Genomic DNA, 18,779 nt, shown 5'->3' with positions numbered 1-18,779 from the left:
GATGCGAGCGCCCGCCTCGACCTGCACCTCATCTTGCGTGAACCTCGAGCCTGCGCTGACCTTTAGTTGATCGCTCTTTGCCGGAAGAACACCTCTCGGCACAGGATCGCGCGAAGGTATGCCGGAAAACGCGGACGCGTTGTGCGCCAGGCTGAGTCAAGTCAGCATGTGGAAGCAACTAAAGGTCATGCAGGCCGGGAACGTCAGCGCTTTGCTTGCGGTTGCCTCACTGCATCATAGAAGTAACCTTGCCAAAACACGACGATCTTTTCTCTCTCTTTTAAAAACACTTCAGTACAGTCCAGGTCTACCACCGTGACGATATCAGGCAAACCGAGACCGCCGACTCGAGCGTGATAGCCTTCACGAACGTACTTGGCTGCGTCATGGCGGCGACGCGTCAATTCTGGTGCACGGCAAGGCTCTCCATTGAACATGACGCTGTCACGCCGAACAACCAGGACCTTGCCGACCAGTGCCGCAGCTTGCTGATCAGTCAGCGAGGCGATGTCAGCCGAATCCAAGACTTTAGTCAGCGTCCATGTCCCAAGAATGTCGGCGTCCTTTTCTGGCTTCTTGGCATGCGCTGTATGGGCGACGAAGGCAAACAGGGTAGTCATGACAGCCAATCTGCCAACGATGGATAAAAACGACATGTTCGGCTCCTTGGTTTATTTTTTTGCCATCGCGGCAGATTTGGCAGTTGTGTCAAACGGCGCACTCTCTCCTGCTCGGCGCGCAATGAGGCCTCGCGCCACCACACTTTTGCCGTTCACCCGTACTGATGTCATCGTGCGAATTTGACGAGCAGCTTCAGCTAAACGGCCAGTGTCTACCAACGAGTACACGTTGCGTGTTCCGTGGACCCCTGCGTTATAGGTCAGACTCACCAGGGCATCGAACTGGTCTTGCGGCAGCTTCTGCACGCGCACCATGCGTATAACGCCGCCTTCCGCTTCTACGACCCGGCGGGCGAACTCAGCCTCGACGGCAGCTGCGCTGACCGGCCTCGCCAGTTCCTCTTTGCTACAAGGGCCTCTGTGGGCAAGGATGCCGGGGCCCCATGTACAGTTTCCCTTTCCAGTGCCCATATCGTCGTAGTATTTGAATACATCCCGTTCCAACCGACGCATTCGGGCCCGCGCTTCAGAACTCATTTTCATCCCGGCATTTACAGAAGGCGTGGCGGTTACTTGTGCATGTTTTATCATTGGCTTGCCTTGGTCAGTGGGTCAAGATTGTCAATCTAGACCGAGCACGTCACGTGTTTGTTGCGACCTGACAGGTAGCCTCATCTTAAGCATTCGAATAATCGCGGATGACGGACGCAGTCAGGACAACGCCGAAAAGTCGGCTGTGCAGCCACACAGTGCAACTGCATCGACTGACACTGAACGGGGTGACACTCACTGACCGGGTCACATAGCTTGGCGAATGCATGGCCTTCATAGCTGGGGTCAGGTTGAGAGGGTCAGACTTACAGACACAAGCTCTGCCATGCCGACGAATATGGCGCATTACAGTTTAGGCCGTATTCGTTTGCCAGACCTGCTCCCCGGCTTGCTCGTAAGCTGCGCTTCTACCCCTTCGAACCAGCCACCGCAAATTTTGCATGCGCGAGATTCCATTGCTGGTCAAGCACTGCGGTTGACGGCCATTGTGCCAAATCGAGCGGAGGCCTTAGACGGACTCCGGTTAGGGCTTGGTATGTCGAGTCTGTGATTTCGGCGCTCACCCACACAGTGTGAGCCCTAGGATCCACCGCGATCAGCCCGAGGTCCCAGAAGGTGTGAATGTCTGCGCGAAGCAACAAACCGTTTGTAACCGCGTTTGTCTCCGGCCCCAGGTATGGCGTGATGTGTGCAGCCTCTAAGAGAGGCGCTACTGAACATCCAGTAATCGCACAGTGCCCACCATAGGCGGCAATGAGGCTTTTCCTAAACTTGTGTTGCCCCCGCCGCTGCACGATTTCACGCAACACTCGTTCGCGCCCGTCCTCTTGATTTTTCGGATCAAACGATTCACTTAACGCGGACTCGATTTTTGCTACCTGCTGTCGGTGCGGCCCATACTCTGCTTGTTTTCTTTTTGGAAGAGCGTCAACGGCTTGGAGGTATTTTTGATAGTTGCTGAGTGCAGCAGCGTACATCCCATTGCCGGTCTTATTCCGGTCAAGAAATTCAGGGGCTTGCCTCAACTTTTCAGAAAGGGCGAGGAACTCTGGGAGGTTGGGAATCTCTGCAATCGAGTTCGTTGTGAGTCCATGAATCCGAGCCCAATTGGTCAAACGTCCTTTGATCGCACCCTGATAGCTGTTGGCAGATTTCTCAGACAATCCGGTTAATTTCATCCATTCGATAAAGTCCATAATGCTTGCCCAAGAGATACTGAACAAGCAAGATAGCATCGAACCGAATAGCACACATCAAATCAATAGTACAAATGCAAAGGGCCGCATCGAAGCGGCCCTTGTATATCCTTGGCGGAGAGAGGGGGATTCGAACCCCCGGTAGGCTATGAACCTACACACGCTTTCCAGGCGTGCGACTTAAACCACTCATCCATCTCTCCTGATGGTCGACGTGTGCATTCCACGAAGCCGCTCATTATAACAACAATTCCTGGTAGTACAAGACCGATCCTGCAACGCCCTGCTCGCCCTCTTTTCACGCATGACCCGTGAATGGTATCGTTCCCGGCTGGCCTGCCCATCCGGCACGCTACCCGCAACGGATACGTCGTGAAACGCACATCACTTTATTTCATCATCTTCGCCGTGGCTGCTGCTGGCGCCGGCGCCGGCTCCTGGCTCGTGAACCGCACCCCGACCGGGGCGCCAGAAACGAGGCCTGCCCCGGCAACCGCCACTAGCACGCAGGACGCCAGCGCCATCGCAACCGAGCTGCGCGCCATGCTGGATGCCTACCGCAAGATCATCGTCCTGACCCACGACGAGGCCACCTTGCCCGCCGCCGAGCGTGCTCAGGCGAACCGCATCGGCCAGCAGCTGTTCCACGAAAACCAGGAACGCATCGGCCGCGTCGAGACGGCGTTGGCTACCCTGATCGCGTCAAACAACCCACGCCGCTTCGACGCCATCAGCACCCTGCTCGACTACATCGAGTCGGGCGACGGCCTGTACGACGCCGACCGCCTGGCGTTTCGCGAAACCCTGCGCAGCCTGCAGGCGCAGATCGCCAGCGATTCGTCGCTCGCCGCGATCAAGCTGCACAAGCGGATTTCGGAAGACCTCGACGCGCTGGCCGAGATCGAGCGCAATTACGAGAAGGAGATCCGCGCGATCTTCCGGCGCTACGACACCCGCGCGATCGAGCTGAAACGCGAGAAGTGGGACAGCTACATCGCCTACCTGAAAACGCTCTACACGCGCGAACGCATCCTGAAGGAATACGGCGTCGTGCTGCCCTACCCCGCTGCGCCCGAGCCGGAACCGGCTGCTTCTGAGCCGGGCGCGCCAGCGCAGGCCAGCCGCGAAGGCGCCGAGATCTTCGGCAAGTCGCTGCCTAAAAAGACCGTACTGCTCACCTTCGACGACGGCCCGCACCGCCGCTACAGCGAAGAAATCGCCGCGATCCTCAAGCAGTACAACGCGCCGGCGATCTTCTTCAACGTCGGGCGCAACCTGGGCGCACTCGATGCGCAGGGTGCGGCCAAGCTGGGGGCGAACGCCCAGGTCAGCCGCAAGCTCAAGGACGCCGGCTACGTGCTCGCCAATCACAGCCTCACGCACGCGCAGTTGTCCAAGCAGACGGGCGCGAAACTCAAATCTGAAATCCTCGATACCGACACGCTGCTCAAAGCGGTCGATCCGCAGCGCTCGTCGCTGTTTCGCTTTCCGTACGGCGCGCGCAATCGCGAAGGCATGCAATTGCTGGCCGATGCGCAGCTCACGTCGATGATGTGGAATATCGATTCGCTCGACTGGGCCGATCCGGTGCCGTCGTCGATTGCCGACCGCGTGCTGCGCAGCGTCGAGAAGGAAGGCCGCGGCATCATCCTGTTCCACGATATCCATGAGCGCACCGTCAAGGCGCTGCCGATGATTCTCGAGCGGCTGGCCGCTGAGGGCTATCAATTTGCCGGCTGGGATGGCGCCACGTTCCAGGTCGACAGCAAGGCAGCGCCCACGCCGGCGCCACGCGCCGCGGCCACCGGCTATGCCAATTCGTGGGCAATCCTGGTGGGCATCGACAATTATCCGAAGTGGCCGCGCCTGGAATATGCGGTGCGCGATGCCGAAGGCGTCGAGCGGCTGCTGGTGCAGAAGTTCGGCTTCGCGCAGGAACGCGTGATCACGCTAAAGAATGAACAGGCCACGCGCCAGGGCATCCTAGCTGCATTCCACGATCGCCTGGCCCATGGCGGCTTGCAGCCGAACGACCGCGTGTTCGTGTTCTTTGCCGGGCACGGCGCCACGCGCAAACTCAGTTCGGGGCGCGATCTGGGCTACATCGTGCCGTTCGACGCCGACCCGAACAACCTGGCCACCGATGCGATTCCGATGACCGAAATCCAGAACATCGCCGAGAGCCTGCCCGCCAAGCATGCGCTGTTCGTGATGGACGCCTGCTACAGCGGCCTTGGTCTGACACGCGGCGCAGCCAATGCCTCGTTCTTGCGCGATAACGCGCGCCGCCTGGGCCGGCAGATGCTCACGGCGGGCGGCACCGACCAGCTGGTGGCCGACGGCGGGCCAAATGGCCACTCGGTGTTTACCTGGACGCTGATGCAAGGCCTGGGCGGCAAAGGCGACCTGAATGGCGATGGCCTGATCACGGCCACCGAGCTGGCAGCGTATGTGGCGCCGGCCGTCTCCAGCGTGTCGCAGCAGACGCCGGCCTTTGGCAGCTTGCCGGGATCGGAAGGCGGCGACTTCGTATTCGAGCTGCCCGAAGAAACCGAGTTCCTCACGGCCGGCACGGCGCAGTTGTCGAATGATGCGATCGCGCTCAACACGCGGCTGGATGCGCAGGCGTCGAAGGCAACGGGCACCGTCGTGGTCAAGGACCTGCAAGGCGGCGAGACGCGGCTCAAGGCGCCGGCGGCGGTGCCGGTGTCAAGCCGGCAGCAGGCGCAGCGTGCCAACGATCTGGGGCTGCAGCTGTATCGGGAGAAGCAGTATGCGCAGGCCGAGGCGCAGTTTACCGAAGCGCTCAAGCTGCGGCCGGATTTTGCGCTGGCGGCAAACAATCTGGGCTTCGTGTTTTACAAACAGGATCGTTTTGTCGAGGCGGCGCGCTGGTTTGAAAATACGGTGAAGATCGATCCGTCGCGGGCAATCGCGTATCGCAATCTGGGTGATGCGTATGTCAGGTCGAAGCAGCCGCAGAAAGCCAGGGCGGCGTTCACCACGTATCTTGAATTGGCGCCGACCGGTGCGGGTGCGGCGTATGCAAAGGAGCAGTTGCAGAAGTTGTGATGGTGGTTGGACGCGTGGATGGCAGAGCCATCCACCCTACGTCATAAAAAATGCCCGTCATCGCATTGCGAAGACGGGCATTTTCGTTCGGGCCCGAAGGCCGGCACCAGTGGCGTAATTACGCCGATTCTTTCAGCTGCTCCAGAATCGCTGGATTCTCGAGCGTCGACACATCCTGCGTGATGTTCTCGCCCTTGGCCAGCACGCGCAGCAGGCGGCGCATGATCTTGCCGGAGCGGGTTTTCGGCAGGTTGTCACCAAAGCGGATTTCCTTTGGCTTGGCGATCGGACCGATCTCCTTGCCCACCCAGGCACGCAGTTCATTGGCGATTTTTTTCGCTTCTTCGCCCGTTGGCCGCGCGCCCTTGAGCACGACAAAGGCGCAGATCGATTCGCCCGTCGTGTCGTCCGGCCGGCCTACCACCGCCGCTTCGGCCACCAGCGAATTGGCCACCAGCGCCGATTCGATTTCCATCGTGCCCATGCGGTGACCCGACACGTTCAGCACGTCGTCGATGCGGCCCGTGATCGTGAAGTTGCCCGTGTCCTTGTTGCGGATCGCGCCGTCGCCCGCCAGATAGTATTTGCCACCCAGCTCGTCCGGGAAGTAGCTGGTGCGGAACCGGTCCGGGTTGTTCCAGATGGTGCGGATCATCGACGGCCATGGGCGCTTGACGACCAGGATGCCGCCCTGCCCGTTCGGTACGTCGGCGCCAGCTTCATCGACGATCGCAGCCATGATGCCCGGCAGCGGCAGCGTGCACGAACCCGGCACCATCGGCGTCGCGCCTGGCAGCGGCGTGATCATGTGGCCGCCCGTTTCGGTCTGCCAGAAGGTGTCGACAATCGGGCAGCGCTCGCCGCCGACGTTCTTGTAGTACCACATCCAGGCTTCCGGATTGATCGGCTCGCCGACCGAACCCAACAGGCGCAGGCTCGAGAGGTCGGAATTCTTCGGATGAACTTTCTCGTCCACGTCCGACGCCTTGATCAGCGAACGGATCGCCGTTGGCGCCGTGTAGAAGATGCTGACCTTGTGCTTTTCGATCGTCTTCCAGAAGCGGCCGGCGTTCGGGAAGGTGGGCACGCCCTCGAACACGACCTGCGTGCCGCCGACGGCCAGCGGGCCATAGGCGATGTAGGTGTGGCCGGTGATCCAGCCGATGTCGGCCGTGCACCAGAAGACATCGTCGGGCTTCAGGTCGAACGTCCACTTCATGGTCAGCGCGGCCCACAGCAGGTAGCCGCCGGTCGAGTGCTGCACGCCTTTCGGGGTGCCGGTCGAGCCGGACGTGTAGAGGATGAACAGCGGGTGCTCGGCGTCGACCCATTCCGGCTCGCAGTCGGCCGACTGGCCTTCGACCAGCTCGTGCAGCCACAGGTCGCGGCCTTCCTGGAAGGCGACGTCGCCGCCGGTGCGCTTGTAGACGATGACGTCCTTGACCGTGTTGCAGCCGCCCATGCCCAGGGCTTCGTCGACGATGGCTTTGAGTGGCAGCGATTTGCCGCCGCGCTGCTGCTCGTCGGCCGTGATGACCGCGACCGCGCCGGCGTCGATGATGCGCTCCTGCAGCGATTTGGCGGAGAAGCCGCCGAAGACCACCGAGTGGGTCGCGCCGATACGGGCGCAGGCCTGCATCGCGCTGATGCCTTCGACCGACATCGACATGTAGATAATGACGCGGTCGCCCTTCTTGATGCCGCGCGACTTGAGCGCGTTGGCGAATTTGCAGACACGCTCGTGCAGCTCGCGGTAGGTCACGCGATTGACGGCGCCGTCGTCGGCTTCGAAGATGATCGCGGTCTTGTCGGCGTTGCCGTTTTCAAGATTGCGGTCGAGGCAGTTGTACGACGCATTGAGCTGGCCGTCGCCGAACCATTTGTAGAACGGCGCGTCGGACTCGTCGAGCGTGCTGGTAAATGGCTTGTGCCAGTCGAGGTTCTCGCGCGCCAGACGGGCCCAGAAACCTTCGTAGTCGCTGGCGGCTTCGGCGCACAGCTTGTCGTACGCGGCCATGCCGCTGACCGTGGCGTTGGCGGCAAATTCGTGCGGCGGCTGGAACACGCGGTGCTCTTGCAGGCCCTGGGATTGCTCCTGCGTCGTCTCGTTGTCGGACATATCAGTCTCCATTCTAGTTAGTGGGTTATGCCGATACCATAGGGGCGCTCGCTTACTGAGCCCTTACACATCGCCCCCCGGCGACTGGCTGGCGCCGCCCGATTCATTCTAACGCCGTCCGTTGCAAAGCGGGCAAGTGCTCTGCCGACGCCACCGGAACGCTGGCGCCGGTGTAAAATGCCGTGCTGAATTTTCTCGCACTTCCTGGAGTTCCATCCCGATGTCGTCTCTGCCGCCGAACCAGCCTTTTCGCAAGCTGTCGCCCCTCAATTCGCTGATTTTCTCGAGCCGCTGGCTGCAACTGCCGCTCTACCTGGGCCTGATCCTGGCCCAGTGCGTCTACGTCTTTCACTTCTGGGTCGAACTCGTCGACCTGATCGGCGCCGCCATGGGCAACGCCGATTCGCTCAAACACATCATCGATGCCGTCAGCGTTCCGGGCGCTATTCGCCCTACCCGGCTCAATGAAACCATCATCATGCTGGTCGTGCTCGGCCTGATCGATGTGGTGATGATCTCGAACCTCTTGATCATGGTGATCATCGGGGGTTATGAGACGTTCGTGTCGCGCATGCATCTGGATGGTCACCCGGACCAGCCAGAATGGTTGTCGCACGTGAACGCGTCGGTCCTGAAGACCAAGCTGGCCATGGCGATCATCGGCATTTCGTCGATTCATCTGCTCAAGACCTTCATCAACGCGTCGTCATACGATGTGAAGACGCTGTTCTTCCAGACCCTGATCCACTTCGCGTTCCTGCTCTCGGCCATGGCGATTGCCTACACCGACCGCATCGTGATGAGCACGCACAACGACAAGCACGCTTAAAACAAACATTCCTGGTACCCCTGAAAGAGCGAACATGGCAACCGTGATTACCCAAGACGACCTGATCGAATCGGTCGCGGCAGCACTGCAGTACATCAGCTACTACCACCCTGCGGATTACATCCAGCACCTGGCGCGCGCCTACGAGGCCGAGCAGAGCCCGGCCGCCAAGGATGCGATCGCCCAGATCCTGACCAATTCGCGCATGTGCGCCGAAGGCAAGCGCCCGATCTGCCAGGACACCGGCATCGTCAACGTGTTCCTGAAAATCGGCATGGGCGTGCGCTTCGAGGGTTTCACGGGCACCGTCACGGATGCCGTCAATGAAGGCGTGCGCCGCGCCTACAACTTCGCCGACAACAAGCTGCGCGCCTCGATCGTGGCCGACCCGCATTTCGAGCGCAAGAACACCAAGGACAACACCCCGGCCGTGGTCCACATGGAGCTGGTCGAAGGCGAAACCGTCGACGTGAAAGTCGCGGCCAAGGGCGGCGGCTCGGAAAACAAAACCAAGTTCGTCATGCTCAACCCATCGGATTCGCTGGTCGACTGGGTGCTGAAAACCGTGCCGCTGATGGGCGCGGGCTGGTGCCCGCCGGGCATGCTCGGCATCGGCATCGGCGGCACCGCCGAAAAGGCGATGCTGATGGCCAAAGAGTCGCTGATGGAAGACATCGACATGTACGAGCTGCGCCAGCGCGGCCCGAACAACAAACTCGAAGAGCTGCGCATCGAGCTGTGCGACAAGATCAATGCGCTGGGCATCGGCGCGCAGGGTCTGGGCGGCCTGACGACCGTCCTGGACGTGAAGATTAATATGTACCCGACGCACGCGGCCTCCAAGCCCGTGGCGATGATCCCGAACTGCGCCGCCACGCGCCACGCGCACTTCGTGCTGGACGGCTCGGGCCCGGTCTACATCGAACCGCCTGCGCTGTCGAGCTGGCCTGACGTGAACTGGACGCCGGACACGCAGAAATCCAAGCGCGTCGACCTGAACACGCTGACCAAGGAAGAAGTCGCTTCGTGGCAGCCTGGCCAGACGCTGCTGCTCAACGGCAAAATGCTGACGGGTCGCGACGCTGCGCACAAGCGCATCCAGGACATGCTGGCCAAGGGCGAATCGCTGCCAGTGGACTTCACCAACCGCGTGATCTATTACGTCGGCCCGGTCGACCCGGTCGGCAACGAAGTGGTCGGTCCGGCTGGCCCGACGACCGCCACGCGCATGGACAAGTTCACCGACATGATGCTCGAGCAGACCGGCCTGATCTCGATGATCGGTAAGGCCGAGCGCGGCCCGGCCGCAATCGAGTCGATCAAGAAGCACAAATCGGCGTACCTGATGGCGGTCGGCGGTTCGGCGTACCTGGTGTCGAAAGCGATCAAGTCGGCCACCGTGGTCGGCTTTGCGGACCTGGGCATGGAAGCGATCTACGAGTTCGACGTGACCGACATGCCAGTGACCGTCGCCGTCGATTCGACCGGCACGTCGGTCCACACGACCGGCCCGAAGGAATGGTCGGCCAAGATCGAATCGCTGCGCGGCGTGCCGATCAACATCGCATAACACCTCTCCCCTCCAGCATGGTTTCCACCACGCTTTGCCACGACGCCCCGGTCGGCATGTTCGACTCGGGCGTCGGCGGTCTCTCGGTGCTGCGCCACATCCAGGCGCAGCTGCCGCATGAACACCTGTTGTATGTCGCCGATTCCGGCTATGCGCCGTATGGCGACAAGCCGGAAGCGCTGGTCATTGCGCGCGTGCTGGCGATTGCTGATTTTCTGATTGCGCAAGGTGCGAAGGCTCTGGTGGTGGCGTGTAATACGGCCACCGTGGCGGCCGTGCGCGTGCTGCGTGAGACGCATCCGGGGATGCCGGTCGTTGGGGTGGAACCGGGGTTGAAGCCGGCTGCTGCCTTGACCCGCAATGGCAAAGTGGGCGTGCTGGCCACCGAGCGCACGCTGCGCGGCGCCAAGTTCCTGCAACTGCGTGAACAGATCCATCGCGATACGGGCGTCGACTTCCTGCTGCAGCCGTGCGTGGGCCTGGCCGACCAGATCGAATTCGGCGAGATTGAATCGAGCGTCACGACGGCCATGCTGGAGCGCTTCATCGCGCCGCTGCTGGCGCAGGATGCCGATACGCTGGTGCTGGGCTGCACGCACTATCCGCTGGTGCGTGGGGCGATCGAGCGGCTGCTGGTGGATGCGGGGCGTGGTGATGTCGCGCTGGTGGATACAGGGGACGCTGTGGCGCGGCAACTGGCGCGTTTGCTGGTGGCTGGTGGGCTGGCGCGTGATGTTGGTTCGGATACGCTGCCAGCTGGCCTGACGGGCTATACGACGGCCAGTGCGGCGGCGCTGACGGCGGCGTTTCGCAGCCTGCTGGGGATCGACCCGCCTGTGTACGCGGTCGACATTGCCGAGCCGCAAGCGCCCTCTGCTTCGACATGCAATTAAATTTGCAAGCACGGGCTAAAGTTTATATAATCTTGTTCTGTCGCGGAAACAACGAGACAGATGTAGTAGTTCAGTGGTGGCTGTAGCTCAGTTGGTAGAGTCCAGGATTGTGATTCCTGTTGTCGTGGGTTCGAGCCCCATCAGCCACCCCACAGAATTCGGCAGTAAAAACAAAGGGTTACACGCTTCGGCTTGTAACCCTTTTTTTGTTTCCGCTACTACCTTTTTTTCAAATAAAGCTACTTGTAACCCAGCTTGGCCAGCGGATGACGCCCTTGAAGGACTTCCTCGATGTGTTTCTAATGCCGCGTCATTTTTACGGTGAAGTCAGATGTGCAGCTACAAGCTGATCTGCTTTCCAGCTCACTAGCCAACCCGCTACTGCGTCGTTCACACGTCTAAAAAAGAACATGGAACAGCTGTCGGGAACAGGCAGGACTTTCGGCAGATCTGTATTCATCAGCCATACCAGCAAGAACTTCAGGTTGAGAGATGAGATCCGTGAGTTTCTTGAACCGCAATGAATCAGCTGCTGGATCGCGCCCCGGAATATTCCCGCAGGTCAGCAGTACGGGGTCTCGATCATCGAAGCGATTCGACAGTGCGCTGTGACGGTAAAGGTGCCAATGGAAAAGTCCAACCAGTCAAAACCGGCGGTGAGTGAAATTGAGCGAACATTCAGCTATCGGAAGACGATTATCCTGATACGCCTGCGGGAAGTGCTGCCTGCCAGTGAGCTGGAATTTTTTGTCGCGAATGCGCAGTGGGTGGATGCGTTTTCCAGTCCCCTCGAGGCGCGGATTGATGAAGTCGCGAGGATTTCCAGTCCCTTGAAATTAGGCTTGCCTAACCCTCAGCGGTGTCGGCATGGCAGCGCGATGGCGTGCAAAGGGTCAGGACAGCTTCAAACGCGCATCGCTTCTTGTATCTGCCGGCGCCCCGCTGTTGAAGGACTTCAAGATCGCTTATAGCGTCTTGTTGATATAAGGAAATAGCATCCCTTCAGATCCGAAAACGAAAAAGAAATTACTGTGCAAAACCTATGTTGACCTGTTGAAAGCGCCGACCCAGGATAGCGCCAGCATCAAAAGAGACATCCGGATGAGAGTAATTGAGAGCACGAAGTGGAATATTGGTTTCGTTCGCAACATTGCGTGCGAAAATCGCTGGCGTACCGATGACGCGGATGTGCATATGCCCCCCGACGACAACGGCCTTGGAAGGTCAGTCAGCTATGGCCAGATGAAGGTCCAGTATGCGGCGATGATCGGGAATTACGAAAAGCGTATCGCCGAACTGCAAAAAATGTGAGCACGTTGCGCTCTTACTAATCATCGGACACGGCGGCATGGCTGGCGTCCACGTTGTCCGCGCTGGTTGAGGCTTGGGCGGTTCAGCAAGGAATTCATACAATGATTGAAATGCTCAGGAACTTAAGTACGTGGATAAGGAAGAATGCCACGCCCGTTATCGCTGTCCTCTTTGCTGCTGGCCTTGTGGCCGGGTTTTTCTCTCTGATCGGACTGGGGGTGACGCCCTGGGATGCGGTTTTCTATACCTTGCAGATGATCGTGCTTAACTACGATAAGCCCGAGGGCACAACGCCTTCATGGCTATATCATGTCAGCCGGCTCGGGCTGCCCGCACTTGCCTCTTGGGCGCTGATCAAGGCGTATATGACCTTGGCCGGACGCAGCGTTGACCAGTGGATGGCAAGACGCTGCTCGAATCACATCCTCATTTGCGGCAGTGGCGACCAGGCCAAAATGATTGCATCATCTCACCTCAAGCAAGATATTGCGCACAGGAAAAGCATCGTCTTGCTCACGCTCGCGCATGGCCAGGCCGACCTCGAGAAGCTGCAGCGGGAGGGCGTGAAGGTGGTAGAAGGCGATGCTACCGATGAGGCAGTACTGGGGCGATTGGCCATTAATCGCGCCTCGGTCATTTATATTGTCGCGGGTGCAGACGAAGTGAATCTGCGAGTACTCGAATCCGTCAAAAAAGCAATGTCACCTTCGGCAGTGGGACGGCAGATTACTTGCCTGGTCCATGTGTTCGACGACTATCTCTCCCGGCAGACCTTGATTTCCACCAGGGACTGGCTGGACGATTTGCATTTGAACGTTGTTCCTTTTAATTCCTGGAAAGAGAGTGCTCGACGCGCGCTGGTACAGATAGGCCCGGACCTGTTTTGCTCCCAACCAGCAAACCGCGACAAACAACCACACGCCATGATCATTGGCTACTCGTGGTTTGGCCAGCAGCTCGTTGAACAGTTTGCGCGACTGGGGCATTACACCTGTTCGCAGAAATTAAAAGTGACCTTGATTACTCCTTGCGCAACCGCCAGCCGCGCACGCCTGCTAACGCGATTTCCTGCTCTAGACGGCCACCAAGATCCTGAAGCCTGGGGTGAATGCGCAGGCATGCTGCCGATTATCGATCTAGAGATCATCGAAGCGCCGGTAGATGGCTTCGCGGCCAGCGATCTTGTTCGAAAAATCATGTCGACGGTCTCTGTTACCTATGTCTGCGCCGAGAACGCGGAATCCGGTCTGGCTGTCACTAATGCCCTCTTGCTCCAGACGCCCCAGCTACAGTTCCCAATTTACGTCAGTACGAATACCGGTCTGGAACCTTTGCGACACTTTATCGAAAAGGCATCCGCGCGTGTGCGTGTTTTCGACGCATTGGGCCAAGGTCTACAGCTTTGTGACAATGAAGCCTTTTTGCGTCAGCACACTGAGCGCGAGGCGGCCCTGGTGCATTTATACTTTACCCAAGAACATGGCCATAAAACTTTACCACCTGAGCTTGCTACGGCCAGTGTAGTCGATTTGGCCAATTCGCTGCGAGGCGGGGGAAGCGATGCTGCTCGTATGGACTGGTTAACGCTGGATGAATACTGGGCCGGGTTGCCAGAGTGGATGAGAGAGTCAAGTCGCGATACAGTGCGGCACCTGCCTATCAAGCAACGCGCTATCGATAAGGACTTGTTCGTTCAAGAGCTTTCTGCTGGCGAAAAGGAATTATTGTCACGCATCGAGCACACCCGGTGGGTATCGGAGCGGTTGTTGAGCGGATGGCGCTATGCTCCGAAGCACCCGGATAACGCCGACAAACGATTGCACCACGATTTAGTCATGTTCGAGAGGCTCGGCGAGCAAAGCAAACAGAAAGATGCTTCGATTATTTATATCTTGCGCTTGCTTGCCCAAGAACGGCAATTAGCGCAGCCTGCAGGCCGCGTAATCGGGCGGTTCGCAGCTCCGGCTGGCCATCCAGTGCATGATTCTACCCCGGCTTGATACAGGAAAGGCCATAGTAAACATGGATATAGCCCAGTTCCCCAATTCCGCCTCATACCGTAGAAAGCCCGACCTTTTCGCCGTCGAATTTGCTGTCCGCGAACAGGTCATTGCCACCCTCGAAGGGCCAGTGCTCTGCAGGGAGGGAGACGCCATCATTACCGGCACCGCGGGGGAGCGATGGCCCGTGCCGATTGAAGTATTTCATTCAAGGTATGTCGCGAGGGCACTGACTGGCGATGGTGAAAGCGGACAGTATCAATCGCTGCCCCGGACCGTGCAGGCGGTACAACTCTCGACTCCTGTGAAGATTTCACTGTCGGCGGGGCGTGGTCAACTGGCAGGCTCTGCAGGCGACTGGTTGGTACAGCATGCCTCCGGTGACTGCAGCGTCGTCAGGGAGGATATTTTCAGGAATACCTATGAGCGCGTGGTTGATCGATAAAAGTCGCCGCGCTATACGGCTTCCAGGCACGGCATGCCTCAAAATATCATGTCAGTTCACGTTATTGATTAAGCTATAATTAGTAACATCCGCAAAACCCCAGCGATTTCGCTGCTCTTGCGGGCACCACAGCTTTTCCACTTTTTTATTTCAAAACAGGATCCCGGCATATGCAGGTTTTCATTTCTTTTTCCAGCGCCGACCGAAAAATTGCTGAGAAAATTTACGATCGTCTAAAAAAGAATGGCATCGGTTGCTGGATCTGCACCAAGGATATTCCGCCCGGTGCTGATTACCAGTCCTGTATTGTCGACGCAATCAACGCTTGCGAAGTCGTGGTGCTCGTATTTTCTTCAATGGCGAACCTATCGCCGGAAATCGCCAAGGAATTGTCACTCGCCAGCAAAAAAATTCTCATACCAGCGCGTATTGAAGACGTCGTGCCGCAGGGATCCTTCCAATATCAGTTGTCGAATCGCCAGTTTGTCGACCTGTTCGATGACTTTGACAACAAGCTCGATGAATTGGCTGACCGGATCAACTCGGTATTAGCAAGCACGGCCGGCAAGCCGGCGGCGCCTGTCACTCCGCGCCGCACCAAGAACAATATCCCCCTAAAGTTGGCTGGTGCGGCTGTCTTACTCGTCTTGCTAGCGGGCGCTGGCTGGATGTTGAAAGGCAATCTGGCAGACCCAGGGGATGTACAGACGGCGGCCTTGCCACGTACTGAGGCTGCGATATCGCCGCCACTGCCCGCGTCTGCCGCGGCACCCGCAGCGCTGGCTCCGGTACACCCTGCAGCCGCATCAGCGTCTTCTTCGCCACCAGCAGCAGTGGCTCCAGCCGCTTCCGGACCGCTGCAAGTCGGCACATTCTTGCCTTTGCTGAGTGGTACCGAAACCTATGACAGGATCAACGCCTTACGCTCTTTAGCCGAGCGCTTGCCGATGGGCTTGAGTGCAGCCGATGCCAATGCCCTTCTCGACGGTGCGGGTAGCCAGCGCCCCGCCGGCTTGAAGCTCATCGCCTCGCGTCTTACCACGGAACTCGACGGCAAGGACATCGTCAGCATTCTCGACTCCATGACGACCTATGACCGAATCAACAGTCTCAAGTTGCTTGTCAGTCTGGGCAAAGTCGAACCGGCGCTCTCCGCCGCCGAAGCAAATGCAATCCTGGAGGGAAGCGAAGGTCAACGCCCATCGGGTATCACTGCGCTCGCCTCACGCATGGAGCAACAATTAAATGGAAAAGACGCCGCTATCGTATTGGGTAACACGGAGACTTATGACCGCGTTAACAGCCTGCGTGTGCTGGTGAGCGCAGGTAAGCTCGCCACTGCCTTGACGCCGGACGAGGCAAATCTCCTGCTACAAGGAACAGCTGGGCAGCGTTCTGCCGGAATTCAAGCAGTCGCGAACAACCTTGCAGCCGACCTGGGTGGCAAGGGCCTTGCTACGATCCTCGGGGATACGGCAACCTATGACAGGGTCAATAGCCTAAGCGTCTTGTCCAAAGCCGAGCGTATCGGCAAACTGCAAAACGAGGACCTCGAGCTGGTATTGCAAAACACGGAAGAGCAGCGTACCAGAGGGATGAAAATGCTCGCAAAACATTTGGTGCGCTGACTTGCGGCCGGTCACGGCACACGGGCCGGCCGCCCCGCCCTTCCTGCAGGGCGTCCGCTTTTGCAGATTCAGCCATGGCGATCAAGTAAGCCGCGTAGGCGACTTACTTCTCTCCGCCGTGAAGCAATGAAGAAAAGATAGCAGAGAGTTAATGCCAGTTTAATATGATGACGTGCCGAACCAGTGGGATGAAAACATTGTTTGGAGTTGCATCGTCGAGAGCAATAGCATCGACGATGCAATCACAATCCCAGGGAAAATCAGAAAATTTTAAGCAATAAAATGACAATGAATTCATCTCTGGTGCCTTGTTGATAATGTGGATCAGGCATTTAGTAAAGATAAAGACAATCAATAAGTAATTATGCCTTGCGCGTAGAAAAGTAAATTTCGGCTTACGCTTACTGATTTAAAAAATCACATGCCGTTTTGATCGGGTTACTTTTATAACTCTCGAGGAAACGTAATGCGATTTTTAAGTTTCATCCTGACATCGAATCTTTGTGCTGAAAATTTTTAGCCGTTCAATAATTTGAAATTCAAGCTGTCATGATCAAGCCAATTTTCAACGACTGGCAACCATCATTACTTCTGCTCCATTCCACACCAACTGCGTATTCATATCCCGCGACGCCGACAGCTTGCCGTTGACATACAAATTGGTCCGCAGTGCATAGCGTCCCTGCGACGCATCTTTTGGCAGCGTGATTTCAAATGAGTTCTCGAAACGCCCGCCCGAGTTGTTGGTCAGCGCCTTCGAGCCTGATTTGAACTGCTTCCCATCCTGATCAAACACCACCAGCTCTTCACGCACTTGCATGACCGGTGTCGTCGCACCATTGACCAGTTCGACGGTTGAGTTGACCACCACCGGCTTGCCACGCTGCACCGTGCTGGCATTCAAGCGCGGTTGATACGACACCACTTGCGGCTCGGCTGGCAGGCGTCCACGCGTGCGGATGAAGTCGTTGTCGACCTGGGCGGCGGTGCGGGTCTGGCGTGATTGCGAGTTGATCGCCACGCAGCCGAGTGCGGCCACGATGCCACCGGCGGCGGCGCCGCGTGCTGCGCCGCGTTTGCCATCCATCAGAGCTCCCAGCAGTGCGCCGGCGGCGGCGCCCATCAGTGCCGATGAGCCGACGGCACACGGGTCCTGCTCGGCGGCGACGCCGCCTTGCGGGTACTGCGTTTGCGACATGCCGCTCTGGCCCGTGGTGGCGCAGCCTGATACCAGGCTCGTCAGCAACGTCAGGACAACGATCTTTTTCATTGGCGTTTTCATGGTTTTCCCTGATGAGACTACTTTATCTGATGGTGGTTTCTTCTTGCAGCATCTGGCGTTCGCGATCCCGGATCTGCTGCATCATGCTGTCGAGCTGCGGATTGTTCGGGTCGGCCCGGCGCGCGCTTTCTACATAGGTTTTGGCGGCATCAAATTTTCTCTGCAACAGCGCCTGCTCGGCATCGCGCAGGAACATCGTCGCCATCGACGTGCGCTGCGCTGCGCCCCCGTCTTGTGTACCTGAACCACTTGGCGCAGTCGGCGCACGCGGCGCAATTGGCTCCTGCACCTGACTTGGTGCACGCTGGACCGGTGCAGCGCCCGGCATGAAGACCTCGGCAGGCGGCGCCGGTTGGGCTGCAGCGGCAGCGGCGGCATCCAGCGCGTCGACCTCCCATTTGAGCTGGTTCAGGCTGGGTTCATCGCGGTTCAGGCCCGTCAGTTTGGCCAGTGCGGCCCTGGCTTGCGCCTGGTCACGTGCATCGAGCGCACTGCGCACGTCAGCCAGCGCTGCCTTGATGGATTCCTGGGTCACTTCCAGCCTGGTGCGCAAGGCTTCGGCCTCCGGCTTGTTTGAACACGCCGCTGTCAATTCGTTCAGTCCCGCGCGCGCACGACCAGGCCGGCTGTCCTGCAGCAAGCCGTCGATTGCGCGGAAATTGCGCTGGCAGGCATTGTCGGTCTTTTCCGCTGCCGCAATCGCACGTTGCAAGGTGTTGACCTTGGGGCGCTCCTTGTCGCCGCATTCGGCGCTGGCCCGCAGCGCCTGGGTGCGCGCGGCGGCAAGGTCGCCCGAAGTAACCGCCTGGGTGCCCAGGTCGAAGGCCGATTCGCAGGCGTTTTCCTCGATCACCGGCTTGTCCCCGGAACCCACGTTGTAGAGCACAACCAGCAGCAGCGCGATCCCGCCGGCGATCCACTTGCCCTTCCCGCCTTTGCGCGTTGCGGGCGGTATCGGCGCGCGATCGGCCGCAGGGCGGGAAGGCGTTGCGGGCGCAGATGGCGGTGGCACGGCAGCAGCCGGCGGGACGCTTGCCGTCGGCGCGGCAGCAGATTGCGGCGTTACGACAGGTGCGGCAGGAGCGGGAGGCACAGGCACGCTCGGCGGCGCTGATACCGGCACCGCAGCAGCAGCAGCAGGAGGAGCAGGAGCAGCAACCTGCCCCACCTTGCGCACCGCCCCATCCACCCCTTCACCACAGAATGGACAGAACGCTACCTCGCCCTGCAGCGTCGCGCTGCAGCCAGAACACTGTTTCAAA

15 protein-coding genes and 2 tRNA genes are annotated in these 18,779 nt (G+C 58.9%); 10 read left to right on the top strand and 7 right to left on the bottom strand.

The window, feature by feature from the left end:
- Positions 1-203: 203 nt before the first annotated feature.
- From AC56LW_RS08395 to AC56LW_RS08380, 4 genes are all read right to left on the bottom strand, one after another.
- Positions 204-656: a hypothetical protein gene (locus tag AC56LW_RS08395; protein WP_499633425.1), complete on the bottom strand. Its 453-nt coding sequence runs from the start codon at positions 654-656 to the stop codon at positions 204-206.
- 15 nt (positions 657-671) lie between these two features.
- Entirely contained in the window at positions 672-1,211 is a 540-nt protein-coding gene (locus AC56LW_RS08390) for a glycoside hydrolase family protein (RefSeq protein WP_499633423.1), read from the bottom strand.
- A 368-nt stretch (positions 1,212-1,579) separates the two neighbouring features.
- A complete protein-coding gene (locus AC56LW_RS08385; protein ID WP_499633421.1) occupies positions 1,580-2,368 on the bottom strand; it encodes an HNH endonuclease in 789 nt (262 codons plus the stop codon).
- A 112-nt stretch (positions 2,369-2,480) separates the two neighbouring features.
- Positions 2,481-2,571 (bottom strand) — tRNA-Ser (locus tag AC56LW_RS08380).
- A gap of 169 nt (positions 2,572-2,740) precedes the next feature.
- Between AC56LW_RS08380 and AC56LW_RS08375 the strand changes: the two genes are divergently transcribed.
- On the top strand, positions 2,741-5,440 hold the full coding sequence (locus AC56LW_RS08375) for a polysaccharide deacetylase family protein (protein ID WP_499633419.1): 2,700 nt from the start codon (positions 2,741-2,743) through the stop codon (positions 5,438-5,440).
- Positions 5,441-5,558: 118 nt separating this feature from the next.
- Here AC56LW_RS08375 and acs read toward each other — a convergent pair whose 3' ends face one another.
- Positions 5,559-7,559, bottom strand: a complete 2,001-nt coding sequence (acs, locus tag AC56LW_RS08370) for an acetate--CoA ligase (protein WP_332530315.1) — start codon at positions 7,557-7,559, stop codon at positions 5,559-5,561.
- Between the two features lie 220 nt (positions 7,560-7,779).
- Here acs and AC56LW_RS08365 point away from each other — a divergent pair, with 220 nt between their 5' ends.
- From AC56LW_RS08365 to AC56LW_RS08325, 9 genes are all read left to right on the top strand, one after another.
- On the top strand, positions 7,780-8,388 hold the full coding sequence (locus AC56LW_RS08365) for a TIGR00645 family protein (protein ID WP_499633417.1): 609 nt from the start codon (positions 7,780-7,782) through the stop codon (positions 8,386-8,388).
- Between the two features lie 34 nt (positions 8,389-8,422).
- Positions 8,423-9,958 (top strand): fumarate hydratase, encoded by a 1,536-nt coding sequence (locus AC56LW_RS08360; protein ID WP_499633415.1) that lies wholly within the window; start codon positions 8,423-8,425, stop codon positions 9,956-9,958.
- A gap of 17 nt (positions 9,959-9,975) precedes the next feature.
- On the top strand, positions 9,976-10,851 hold the full coding sequence (gene murI / locus AC56LW_RS08355; protein WP_499633413.1) for a glutamate racemase: 876 nt from the start codon (positions 9,976-9,978) through the stop codon (positions 10,849-10,851).
- Positions 10,852-10,927: 76 nt separating this feature from the next.
- Positions 10,928-11,003: transfer RNA gene (locus AC56LW_RS08350), tRNA-His, on the top strand.
- Between the two features lie 474 nt (positions 11,004-11,477).
- Positions 11,478-11,822 carry a hypothetical protein gene (locus tag AC56LW_RS08345; RefSeq protein WP_499633411.1) on the top strand — a complete coding sequence of 115 codons (345 nt, stop codon included), beginning with the start codon at positions 11,478-11,480 and terminating at the stop codon, positions 11,820-11,822.
- An 82-nt stretch (positions 11,823-11,904) separates the two neighbouring features.
- Positions 11,905-12,162: a hypothetical protein gene (locus AC56LW_RS08340; protein ID WP_332530312.1), complete on the top strand. Its 258-nt coding sequence runs from the start codon at positions 11,905-11,907 to the stop codon at positions 12,160-12,162.
- A gap of 101 nt (positions 12,163-12,263) precedes the next feature.
- Positions 12,264-14,162: an NAD-binding protein gene (locus AC56LW_RS08335; protein WP_499633409.1), complete on the top strand. Its 1,899-nt coding sequence runs from the start codon at positions 12,264-12,266 to the stop codon at positions 14,160-14,162.
- A 22-nt stretch (positions 14,163-14,184) separates the two neighbouring features.
- A complete protein-coding gene (locus AC56LW_RS08330; RefSeq protein WP_499633407.1) occupies positions 14,185-14,607 on the top strand; it encodes a PGDYG domain-containing protein in 423 nt (140 codons plus the stop codon).
- A 170-nt stretch (positions 14,608-14,777) separates the two neighbouring features.
- On the top strand, positions 14,778-16,235 hold the full coding sequence (locus AC56LW_RS08325; RefSeq protein WP_499633405.1) for a toll/interleukin-1 receptor domain-containing protein: 1,458 nt from the start codon (positions 14,778-14,780) through the stop codon (positions 16,233-16,235).
- A gap of 565 nt (positions 16,236-16,800) precedes the next feature.
- Here the strand turns inward: AC56LW_RS08325 and AC56LW_RS08320 are convergent.
- Both AC56LW_RS08320 and AC56LW_RS08315 read right to left on the bottom strand, forming a co-directional pair.
- Positions 16,801-17,505 (bottom strand): hypothetical protein, encoded by a 705-nt coding sequence (locus tag AC56LW_RS08320; protein ID WP_332530308.1) that lies wholly within the window; start codon positions 17,503-17,505, stop codon positions 16,801-16,803.
- A 34-nt stretch (positions 17,506-17,539) separates the two neighbouring features.
- Positions 17,540-18,778 (bottom strand): hypothetical protein, encoded by a 1,239-nt coding sequence (locus AC56LW_RS08315; RefSeq protein ID WP_499633403.1) that lies wholly within the window; start codon positions 18,776-18,778, stop codon positions 17,540-17,542.
- Position 18,779 lies beyond the last annotated feature (1 nt).

This window comes from Telluria sp. LT2P80 (genome assembly GCF_059685955.1).
The sequence above is the reverse complement of the archived record's forward strand: the minus strand, read 5'-3'. Positions and strand labels throughout refer to the sequence as shown.

What these genes read in the sequence shown, in the direction of transcription:
- AC56LW_RS08395 (WP_499633425.1), bottom strand. Translation starts at nt 656, where the DNA reads ATGTCGTTTTTATCCATCGTTGGCAGATTGGCTGTCATGACTACCCTG.
- AC56LW_RS08390 (WP_499633423.1), bottom strand. Translation starts at nt 1,211, where the DNA reads ATGATAAAACATGCACAAGTAACCGCCACGCCTTCTGTAAATGCCGGG.
- AC56LW_RS08385 (WP_499633421.1), bottom strand. Translation starts at nt 2,368, where the DNA reads ATGGACTTTATCGAATGGATGAAATTAACCGGATTGTCTGAGAAATCT.
- acs (WP_332530315.1), bottom strand. Translation starts at nt 7,559, where the DNA reads ATGTCCGACAACGAGACGACGCAGGAGCAATCCCAGGGCCTGCAAGAG.
- AC56LW_RS08365 (WP_499633417.1), top strand. Translation starts at nt 7,780, where the DNA reads ATGTCGTCTCTGCCGCCGAACCAGCCTTTTCGCAAGCTGTCGCCCCTC.
- AC56LW_RS08360 (WP_499633415.1), top strand. Translation starts at nt 8,423, where the DNA reads ATGGCAACCGTGATTACCCAAGACGACCTGATCGAATCGGTCGCGGCA.
- murI (WP_499633413.1), top strand. Translation starts at nt 9,976, where the DNA reads ATGGTTTCCACCACGCTTTGCCACGACGCCCCGGTCGGCATGTTCGAC.
- AC56LW_RS08345 (WP_499633411.1), top strand. Translation starts at nt 11,478, where the DNA reads ATGGAAAAGTCCAACCAGTCAAAACCGGCGGTGAGTGAAATTGAGCGA.
- AC56LW_RS08335 (WP_499633409.1), top strand. Translation starts at nt 12,264, where the DNA reads ATGATTGAAATGCTCAGGAACTTAAGTACGTGGATAAGGAAGAATGCC.
- AC56LW_RS08330 (WP_499633407.1), top strand. Translation starts at nt 14,185, where the DNA reads ATGGATATAGCCCAGTTCCCCAATTCCGCCTCATACCGTAGAAAGCCC.
- AC56LW_RS08325 (WP_499633405.1), top strand. Translation starts at nt 14,778, where the DNA reads ATGCAGGTTTTCATTTCTTTTTCCAGCGCCGACCGAAAAATTGCTGAG.
- AC56LW_RS08320 (WP_332530308.1), bottom strand. Translation starts at nt 17,505, where the DNA reads ATGAAAAAGATCGTTGTCCTGACGTTGCTGACGAGCCTGGTATCAGGC.